Annotated in this window: 7 protein-coding genes and 1 pseudogene; 3 read left to right on the top strand and 5 right to left on the bottom strand. The window is 70.8% G+C overall.

All coding sequences use genetic code 11. From position 1 onward, the window contains the following. Positions 1-374: 374 nt before the first annotated feature. The gene (locus ACFOYY_RS03650; protein ID WP_352011907.1) at positions 375-1,664 is read right to left on the bottom strand and encodes an MFS transporter; all 1,290 of its coding nucleotides are present in this window, start codon (positions 1,662-1,664) and stop codon (positions 375-377) included. 143 nt (positions 1,665-1,807) lie between these two features. Here ACFOYY_RS03650 and ACFOYY_RS03655 point away from each other — a divergent pair, with 143 nt between their 5' ends. The 3 genes from ACFOYY_RS03655 (at position 1,808) to ACFOYY_RS03665 (ending at position 5,243) form a co-directional block, all read left to right on the top strand. Beyond that, complete coding sequence (locus ACFOYY_RS03655; protein ID WP_352011908.1) at positions 1,808-2,800, top strand: Lrp/AsnC family transcriptional regulator; 993 nt, start codon at positions 1,808-1,810, stop codon at positions 2,798-2,800. After that, a complete protein-coding gene (locus ACFOYY_RS03660) occupies positions 2,787-4,085 on the top strand; it encodes a M20/M25/M40 family metallo-hydrolase (RefSeq protein ID WP_352011909.1) in 1,299 nt (432 codons plus the stop codon). The genes ACFOYY_RS03655 and ACFOYY_RS03660 overlap by 14 nt, the downstream gene beginning before the upstream one ends. A 162-nt stretch (positions 4,086-4,247) precedes the next feature. After that, a complete protein-coding gene (locus ACFOYY_RS03665) occupies positions 4,248-5,243 on the top strand; it encodes a DMT family transporter (RefSeq protein WP_386187822.1) in 996 nt (331 codons plus the stop codon). Positions 5,244-5,248: 5 nt separating this feature from the next. On the opposite strand, the gene ACFOYY_RS03670 is transcribed toward ACFOYY_RS03665, so the two are convergent. The 4 genes and pseudogenes from ACFOYY_RS03670 to ACFOYY_RS03685 all read right to left on the bottom strand — a co-directional run. After that, complete coding sequence (locus ACFOYY_RS03670) at positions 5,249-5,707, bottom strand: hypothetical protein (protein WP_386187825.1); 459 nt, start codon at positions 5,705-5,707, stop codon at positions 5,249-5,251. A gap of 1 nt (position 5,708) precedes the next feature. Further along, the gene (locus ACFOYY_RS03675) at positions 5,709-8,228 is read right to left on the bottom strand and encodes a molybdopterin oxidoreductase family protein (RefSeq protein WP_386187828.1); all 2,520 of its coding nucleotides are present in this window, start codon (positions 8,226-8,228) and stop codon (positions 5,709-5,711) included. Between the two features lie 231 nt (positions 8,229-8,459). Beyond that, a complete protein-coding gene (locus tag ACFOYY_RS03680) occupies positions 8,460-8,933 on the bottom strand; it encodes an OsmC family protein (RefSeq protein WP_352011913.1) in 474 nt (157 codons plus the stop codon). Positions 8,934-8,964: 31 nt separating this feature from the next. Further along, a pseudogene (locus tag ACFOYY_RS03685) lies at positions 8,965-9,451 on the bottom strand (hypothetical protein); the annotation flags it as partial.

The raw sequence follows: 9,451 nt of genomic DNA on the forward strand, positions 1-9,451 counted from the left end.
TTCTCTACGAACCCCGTCTCCCGACATTGTAGGTCGTCTGTTGATTGGTTATGGGTTGGTAGGTTCGGTGTTTATTTGCTGATTTCGGATGGCCTATGGCGTGTCATCCGCTGCGGTACGCCCTGTCTGATCCGGGCGGAGACGACTACTCCAGGTGAGGGGGAGCGGCGCGGACGGCAGGGGGCGCCGACCTACGCCCGCGCCGGGCGGCTCCGTCCCCGCGGTGGCACGCGCGCCCGGCGTCCTGGCGTGCTCGCCTCGGCGTGCCTGGGAACGCGCCGCCCCGGCACGCGCGGTGGCCCGGAGGCGCCGCTCGCGGGTTCGGGTCAGTCCGCGCTCGTACCGGGCCTACCGGGCCACCAGGGGCGGTTCACTCAGTCGAGCACCGTGTCCCTGGTCTCGCGCATGCGGATGTAGACGACGGTGGAGACAAGAGTGAGCGCGCTGGCGTACCAGCCGAAGACCTGTCCGTGCCCCCCGTCGGCGAGCATCGTGGCGACGTACGGTGCGGTGCCGCCGAACAGCGCCACGGTGAGCGCGTAGGGAAAACCGATGCCCGTCGTGCGGACCTTCGAGGGGAACAACTCGACCATGACCGCTGAGCACACCGAGGTGTAACCGGTCAGCAGCACCATGGCCACGCACGAGATGAGCAGCAGATTCCAGAAGGAGTCCTGCAGCATGCCGAGCATCGGGACCGTCAGCACGGTGAAGCCCGCTCCGAAGACGACGAGCAGGGGCTTCCTGCCCACGCGATCCGCCAGCAGCCCTCCGAGGGGCTGGATCGCCGTGAAGAACACGAGCGCGATCGTGCTCACCGTGAGCGCCCGCGCCGGGTCCGCGCCTGCGGTGATCGTGGCGTACGTCGGCAGGTATATGGACCAGGTGTAGAAGCTGACGGTGGCTCCCGCGGTCATGCCGACGATGAGCATCGACTCCTTGGGATGCCTGCGAAGGAAGTCGAAGAGTCCCGGCCTGTCCACGGCGCCCTTCCTGATCGCCTCGGCGTGGACGTACGTCTCCTCGGCTCCGTATCGGACCCACAGGCCGAGCAGGGAAAGCAGCGCCCCCAGGGCGAAGGCGAGCCGCCATCCCCAGGAGGACATCTGGTCCATGGAGAGCATGTTGCCGAGCAGGCTCGCCACGCCGGCCGCCATGAGCTGGCCGAGGTTGGAGCTGAAGTAGCTGAAGCTGGAGAACAGCCCGCGCCGGCCGGGGGGTGCCGACTCCACCAGGAACACCGACGACACGGCGAACTCGCCGCCCACGGAGAATCCCTGGACCAGGCGTATGACGATCAGCAACAGCGGGGACAACAGCCCGGCCTGTGCGTAGGTGGGCAGAAGGACCATCGCGAGCTGGCTCACGCCCATGAGTGCGACGGTGAGGGTCATGGCCGGGCGCCGGCCGGCGCGGTCGGCGATCGCACCGATGGCGAGGCCGCCGATCGGGCGCATGACGAAGCCGACCGCGAAGACGGCGAAGGCGCTGAGCAGGGGGACGAGGCTGTGCCCGGTGTCGGGGAACACCTGATCCGCGAAGTAAGTGGTGAGAAACGCGTACGCCAGCCAGTCGTACCACTCCACCAGGTTTCCCGCTGAGGTGGACAGTAACTGGCGTGTGCGGCTGCGGAGGGTGGGAGTGACCGCGGAGTCGACCGTCACCACTGAACTCCTTCGTCGTCTGACGGCTGGCTGTATGCCGAGAAGTTTGCACCTGATGACATATTGAGGCAAGGAGTGGTATTAATGTTTACGAAAGCGCTATATTGAGGTTCTGGATGTTAGATTCCGACATACTTGATGAATTGGATCGTCGTCTCGTCGCGGCGCTGCAGATCTCACCCCGGGCCACCTGGGGGGACCTGGGGCGGGTGCTCGGTGAGAACGAACGCACGGTGGCGCGACGCGTGCAGCGCATGCTCGCCGTCGGCGCCATCCGGATCACGGCCACCTACGACGACCTGCGCGCCGGTGTCGGCAGCCCCGTGCACGTACGCGTCAGCACGGAACCGGGATCGGTGGACGCCACGGCCCGTGTCCTGGCCGCCCGGCCGGACGTACGCGGGGTCTTCGCGATCACCGGGGCCGCCGATCTGTGGTGCGAACTCGTCGCCTCGGGAGAGGGTCCGCTGCGGAACCTGCACGGGATCCTCGCCGACGAGATACCGGCCGTCCCCGGGGTACGGGCCACCGAGGCACAGGTGGTGCTCAGGACGTTCACCACGGTCGCCGACTGGCACGCCCCCCTGCTCAGCGAGCAGGAGTGCGCCGCGGTGGGGGCCCTGGGTGTCCCGCTGCTCGCCGAGCTACCGGATCGGGTCGACTTCGGGGGCGTCGACCGCCAGGTGGCGGAGATGCTCGTGCGCGACGGCCGCATGAGCTACACCCAGATCGCCGACGAACTCGGCATCTCGGTACCGACCGCTCGGCGTAAGGTGACCTCGCTGCTGGAACAGCAGATGGTCCACCTGCGCGTCGAGGCGGAACCCGCGCTGCTCGGCCTGCGCGTCGAGGCCCAGCTCGGCCTGGAGGTGCGTCCCGCCGGCCTGGACGAGGTGGGGAGGGCGCTCGCTCGCCATCCCGGAGTCCGCTACTGCGCGGCCATCGCGGGCAGTCATGATCTCCTGGTCGAGGTCTGCCTGGCCCACGAGGCGGACCTGTACAGATTCGTCACCCGGGTCGTCGGAGGACTGACCGACGTGGTCGATGTGGACATGGCGTTCATCACCCGGGCCTACAAACGAGGGCACCTGCCGAAGGACGGCCTTCTGACAAGGAGTCCGCATGACGGTCCTTGAGGACGAGACCGTACGCATGTGCGCCGAGCTCATCCGGATCGACACCAGCAATCTCGGCAGCGACGGCCCCGGCGAACGCGAGGCGGCCGAGCTGGTCATGCGGTGGCTCGGCGAGGTCGGCCTCGACCCCACCTACATCGAGAGCGAGCCTCGCCGGGGCAACGTGATCGTCCGCATGAGCGGGACCGTGCCCGGGCTTCCCGCGCTGCTCGTGCACGGGCATCTCGACGTCGTCCCGGCCGACCCGCGTGACTGGACCGTGCCCCCGTTCGCCGGTGAGGTGATCGACGGCTGGATATGGGGCCGCGGGGCCGTCGACATGAAACACATGGACGCGATGATGGTCGCCGTCGTGCGCGACATGGTGCGCAGGGGAATCCGGCCGCGGCGGGACCTGGTCTTCGTCTGGCTGGCCGACGAGGAGGCCGGCGGGGACCACGGCGCACGGTTCCTGGTGCGCGAGCACCCGGAACTGTTCGAGGGATGCGCGGAGGCCATCGGCGAAGTCGGCGGTTACTCCGTCTCGATCGCCCCCGACCTGCGGCTCTACCTGGTGGAGACGGCGCAGAAGGGGCTGGCGTGGATTCGCATGCGCGCCGAGGGCCAGGCGGGTCACGGCTCCATGATCCACCCGGACAACTCGGTGACGGAGCTGGCGGCGGCCGTGAGCCGGATCGGCGCCCACCACTGGCCGCAGCGGCTGACCCCCACGACCCTCCGCATGCTCAAGGAGATCTGCCACGCCTGCGGCGTGCCGTTCGACGAGGACGACATCGACGGTGTCCTCGGCAAACTCGGGCCGACGGCCCGTTTCATCGGGGCCTCACTGCGCCACGTGGCCAATCCGACACAGTTCCACGCCGGATACGCCACGAACGTCGTGCCCGAACTGGCCGTCGCCGAGATCGACGGGCGTTTCCTTCCAGGGCTGAAGGACGACTTCCTCGACACGCTCCACCGGCTGGCCGGGCCCCGGGTGTCCAGTGAGCGCATCGACTTCGAGGAGGCGGTGGAGGCTCCGTTCGACACCCCGCTGGTCGAGGCCATGCTGGGCGCGCTCAGGACCGAGGATCCACAGGGGCGCGTCGTGCCCTACTGCCTGTCCGCGGGGACCGACAACAGGACCTTCCATCGGATGGGGATCCACGGGTACGGGTTCGTCCCTCTGCGGCTCCCGCCGGAGATGGACTTCGCCGCCATGTTCCACGGGGTGGACGAACGTGTTCCCGAGTCCGCGCTCCGCTTCGGCGTGCGTGTCCTGCATCATCTGCTCTCGACCTACTGACGTCGCGGGGTCCGGCCGCCGGGGCGCGCCGTCCCGGCTCGCCCGCGGCTCGCGCGCCCTGGACCGGGCCGCCGGAGCGAGAGCCGCCTGGCATGATCCACTGCTGGGGCGAAGCCCCGGAGATCCTCTGGCAGGCTCAGCAAGACGAAGGAATTCAGCCACGTGAGAACCCCCAGCGGCGGTCAGGCCGGGACACGGAGCAGACGTGTCGCCGAGCTCGGGCTCGTCGGCGTCGCCCTCTGTTTCGGCCTGACGTTCACCGTGACCCAGGACGCCATCCGGGACGTTCCGCCGTGGTCGTTCATCGCGCTCCGGTTCCTGTCGGCGGCGGCCGTACTGCTGGTGCCCTACGGCAGGGACCTGCGGCGGCTACCGGCGGCCGGCTGGCGGGCTGGTCTCACGCTGGGGGCCCTTCTCACGGCCGGGTACGGTCTCCAGACCGTCGGACTGGCCTACACGACCGCGTCCAACTCCGGATTCATCACCGGCCTGTCCGTGGTCTTCACCCCGATCCTCGCCTGGCTCGTGCTGCGCCAGGCGGTCAGCGGCCGGGTGTGGGTGTGCATCGCCCTGGCCGCGTGCGGGCTTCTGCTCCTGTCGGGGTTCGGCGGCGCCTGGAGCCCGGTCGGCGACGCCCTCACGCTGGGCTGCAGCCTGGGCTTCGCCGCGCACATCATCGTCACGGACAGGACCATCCGCCGTTTTCCCGTGGGCTCCATGGTCGTCGTGCAGCTGGGCGTCTGCGGGATCGCCGCGCTCGCGGTCGCCTCGGCCACCGGCGGGCTTGTCACACCGACGGCCACCGACACCTGGTGGGCCATCGCCTTCACCGCGGTGGTGGCCAGCGCCCTGGCCTACTTCGTCCAGTCCTACGCGCAGCGGCACACCTCACCGGTGCGCACGTCCCTGCTCCTGACCACCGAACCCGTCTTCGCGGGGCTGTTCGGCTTCTGGCTCGCCGGTGACCGGCTGACCGTCGTCGGATGGTCCGGCGCGGCGCTCATGCTGCTGGCCGTACTCGCGGCCGAGAACGGCGGCGCGTCCGCCCGCCTGCTCCACGCGCTGCGCACGCGGCGGCCCACCGTGCGGGGGAGGACTCCGGAACCGGCGTCACGAAGCGAGTCCTCCCAGGACGCGGGCGGAGCCGCGCGGCGGTAGGCCGCTCACGAGGCGACCACCAGGGCCTGGGGGGCGGCCTGCTTCATGCGGGTGCGCAGCCACAGCAGCTGGACGGCGGTCTCCTTCTCGCAGACCTCGACGACGCCGAGCAGGTCCTCGTCCCGAGCCCCCTGCGCGGCCTGACCGATCAGGGTCCAGGAGATGTCGCACTCGGCGGCCATGAGGTAAAGGTCGTGCAGGTCGCGCAGCAGTCCCAGGCCGCCGGTGCGGGTGCCGGAGAACAGGGTGGCGTGCAGTCTCTCGGGCTCGTCGGGAGCCTTCTCGGAGTAACGCCGGGCGAAGGGCGCCAGCCTGCGGGCGTGCTCGTCGCACTGCCCGGCCAGCCGCTCGCAGACGTGATGGACGTCGGGTTCGCCACGATGGCCCCGCCCGACCTCGCGGAAGGCGTCCGCCAGCTCGGTCTGCGACCTGTGCAGCAACCCCAGATAGTGGGCCAGGTGCATGTCACGCCTCCTCGACGCGTTCGCGGACCTGCGCCGCGGGCCCGCCCCTCGTGGCCGGGACCCGTGGGTCGGCGGGGACGACGCCGACGGTGGGGGCGGCGGAAGGCACCCCGCCCCCGGAGGAGACCCTGGTCACCCGGACCGCGGCGACCTTGAAGATCGGCTGCTTGGACACCGGGTCCCAGCCGGTGATCGTCAGCTCGTTGGCCGCGCGGGGGGCCTCCCCGCCGGGGCCGGGCTCGCCACGGTCCCAGTAGCCGTAGTGGAACGGCACGAACACCACCCCGGGACGGGTCCCGGACACCCTGGCCCTGGCCTCCAGCTCCCCCCGGGGAGACTCCACACGAACCAGGTCCCCCTCGGCCACCCCCAGCGCGGCGGCGTCACCGGGGGCGATCTCCACCCAGCATTCGGGGGCGGAGTCGTTCAGCTGGGGCGCGCGGGCGGTCTTGGTGCGGGTGTGGAAGTGATAGACGGTGCGGCCGGTGGTCAGCAGCGCCGGATGCTCCTCGCTCGTCACCTCGGGGGAGGGCTGGTACGGCGCGGCCCGCAGGAACGCCCGCCCCCGCGGTTCCATGGCCCGGTGGCGTTCCTCGTCGTAGGCGGCTCCGGTGAGCAGGTCGTGCCCGTAGTCCTCGCAGTAGCCGGGGTCGGTGTTGAAGCGCCCGCCGGTGTAGAGCCTTTCGGTGCCGCGCGGAGCCGAGGGCGTGCACGGCCACTGGACACCGCTTCCGCCGCGCAGCAGCTCGTAGGTGATGCCGGTGTAGTCGCACGGACGCCCGGCCGAGCACGCCTTCCACGCCTCGAACGCCGACTCGGGATCGTGCCATTTGACCAACGGCGCGCCGTCCTTGTCGCGGAAGTCCATCCGGCGGGCGTAGTCGAGGAAGATGTCCAGGTCGGAGCGGGCCTCGCCGGGCGGCTCCACCGCCTTGTCCGCCAGGTGGACGGTACGGTCGACGCTGGTGAACGTGCCCTGTTTCTCCCCCCAGGTGGCCGCGGGCAGCACCACGTCGGCCAGCATCGCGGTCTCCGTCAGGAAGATGTCCTGCACGACGAGGAACAGGTCCTCCTTGGAGAGGATCCGGCGGACGCGCGCCAGGTCGGGCAGGGAGACGGCGGGATTGGTCGCCGAGACCCACAGTAGCTTGATCGAGCCCTGTTCGGCGTAGCGGAAGACCTGCATGGCGTGCGTCGGGGGAGCCCAGTGCGGGATGACCGAGGGCTCGACGTTCCACAGTTCGGCGAGCTGCCGAACGTGCTGGGGATTGTCCCAGTTGCGCATCCCGGGCAGGTCGCCGTCGGCCCCGGTCTCGCGGGTGTTCTGCGCGGTCGGCTGGCCGTTCATCTGGTAGAGCCCCGCTCCGGGGCGGCCCAGCATGCCGCGCAGCAGATGGATGTTGTTGACCTGGCAGGCGGCGGCGGTGGCCTGGTTGGACTGGTAGAAGCCCTGCAGCACCGTCGACAGCAGCCTCCTGGAGGACCCCAGGATCTCCGCGGCGTGCTCGATGGAGCGCACCGGCACGTCGCAGATCTCCGCCGCCCATCCGGGCGGGCAGTCCCGCACGACCCGGCACAGCTCCTCGAATCCGATCGTGTGCGAGCGGACGTACTCCTCGTCGTACCACCCCTTGTCGATCAGCCGGTGGATCAGGGCGTTCATCAGCGCCATGTTCGTGCCGGGCCGTACCGCCAGGTGCACGTCGGCCTCCCGCGCCACCGGCGTCTCCCGAGGGTCGACGGCGATCATGGCCGGGGGCCGGGGGCCACGGCGCCGGTCCAGCATCCGCATCCACAGCACCGTCTGCGTCTCGGCCACGTTGTGACCCCACAGCGCGATCGCGTCGCAGTGGTCGACGTCGGTGTAGGAGCCGGGCTGCCCGTCGGTGCCGAAGCTCTCCTTCAGCGCCGCGGCGGCGGTCGCCGTGCACAGCCGGGTGTTGCCGTCCATGTGCGGTGTGCCGATCCCGGCCTTGCCGATCACGCCCAGGGTGTAGTACTCCTCCAGGAACAGCTGGCCACTGGTGTGGAAGCCGAAGTGGCCCCAGCCACCCGGTCCGTCGAGCAGTTCCCTTGAGCGGGCGACGATCCGCCCCATCGCGGTGTCCCAGTCCGTCTCGACCAGCCGGTCGCCCTCACGTACCAGGGGACGTGTGAGCCGGTCGGGGCTGTTTGCGGCCTGCCAGCCGTACAGGTCCTTGGGGTCGAGCCGCCCGTGGTTGACCCTGTCGCCCGCCCGGCCGCGTACTCCGACGATCCGGCCTCCGGCGACGGCGATGTCCATCGCGTCGCCGTTGGAGTGCAGGATCGAGGCGGCCTGCACCCACTTCTCGACGTCCTTCTCCTGGACGCCCTCCTCAAGGAAGGCGTCCACCCGCACCGGCCAGGCACTGTGCCGGCCCGGATCGCCGGGCAGCAGGGCGCGCACGCCCTCGGGAAGCGAGGCGGCGATCCGCTCGGCCGCGCCAGGAGGGCCGTACGGCGTACGCGCCCCCCACGGGTCGGTGATCCGGTCGGTCATACCGGCGGCTCCCTCCAGGAGGACGCGACATGGGGACGACAGATGCGCTACCCCGCCTGGCGCCCGTCACACGACGTGCTCAACGCGAGACGCACGTGGCGACCGGCACGGGGCGGTCCGCACAGTGGTCTGGAACCCCAGGTCGGGAGGGTAACGGCACTCCGTCCATCCGCCGCTCCGCAGGCCCGGCGCCGCCGCCCGGCGGCCCGGGATCCGGAGGGAGAGGTGGGCTCAGACGGTCTCCAGGGTGGTGGTGATCTCCACGCAGCCGCCGATGGTTCGCGCGATGGGGCAGTGCCGGGTGTGCCGGTCGTGGGCGCGTGCCACCTCGGCGGGGTCCACCCCCTCGGCCAGGCGTACCCGGTAACGCACGTGGACGGCGGCGATCCGCAGCACCCCGCCGTCGTTGACGATGGTCCCCTCGGCCTCGGACGTCAGCGCGCCGTCGGTGGTCGGCTGGCCGAGCTGTCCGAGCATGCCGGACAGGGTGCCGGTCAGGCATCCCGCGGTGGCGCCGACCAGGTAGTCCAGGGTGGTGGCGTGCGGCTCGATGGTGTCGAGCGGCACCTTGTAGTGTTCGGCCACGCCGCCGTGCATGCCCATGGGCACCTGCCCGTCCAGGGGAACGGTGACCAGCTTGGTGCGTCCGGGCGCGGCCTCGACGCTCACCCGGGAGGTCTCGACGACGGCGCTGCTGTCGATCATGGTGCTGCTCCTTGTTGGGGCGGGATGGTGGTCAGCCGGCGGCGTTGGACGCCTCGGCGGTCAGCGCGCCGAAGTCGACGGGGGTGCCGTCCAGCGGGACGACGGCCGCCACGTAGCAGTCGGGGCGCACGAGGTAGACGACATCCTGCTCGCCGGCGTAGATGTCCCACATCTTGTCGGACAGCACGGTGAGCGTGCCGGGGCCCGCGGGCGCGGGGGCCAGGACGCGGCGCCGGACCCAGGCGGGGGCGGGGACGGCGTCGAGCGCGGCGCTCAGCCCGGGGGTGAGGCCGTCGCGACCGGGTACGGCGAGCAGGGTCAGCGACCCCGCCGTGATGGCGCGCAGCGTGGTCGCGCGGCCGCCCTCGGCGCAGCGCAGGTCGGGCAGCGGCGCACCCGGCCGTACCCGGGGAGAGGACAGGACGGTCGGCGCGGTCAGCGGCGAGTCGTAGTAGGGGAAGGGTTCGTACAGCCTGCCGCTGTCCACCCGGTGGGCCTGACCGGGGTCGTCGGCGGCG

The organism is Streptosporangium jomthongense (assembly GCF_042650425.1).
Taxonomy (GTDB): domain Bacteria; phylum Actinomycetota; class Actinomycetes; order Streptosporangiales; family Streptosporangiaceae; genus Streptosporangium.

What these genes read in the sequence shown, in the direction of transcription:
- ACFOYY_RS03660 (WP_352011909.1), top strand. Translation starts at nt 2,787, where the DNA reads ATGACGGTCCTTGAGGACGAGACCGTACGCATGTGCGCCGAGCTCATC.
- ACFOYY_RS03670 (WP_386187825.1), bottom strand. Translation starts at nt 5,707, where the DNA reads ATGCACCTGGCCCACTATCTGGGGTTGCTGCACAGGTCGCAGACCGAG.
- ACFOYY_RS03675 (WP_386187828.1), bottom strand. Translation starts at nt 8,228, where the DNA reads ATGACCGACCGGATCACCGACCCGTGGGGGGCGCGTACGCCGTACGGC.
- ACFOYY_RS03680 (WP_352011913.1), bottom strand. Translation starts at nt 8,933, where the DNA reads ATGATCGACAGCAGCGCCGTCGTCGAGACCTCCCGGGTGAGCGTCGAG.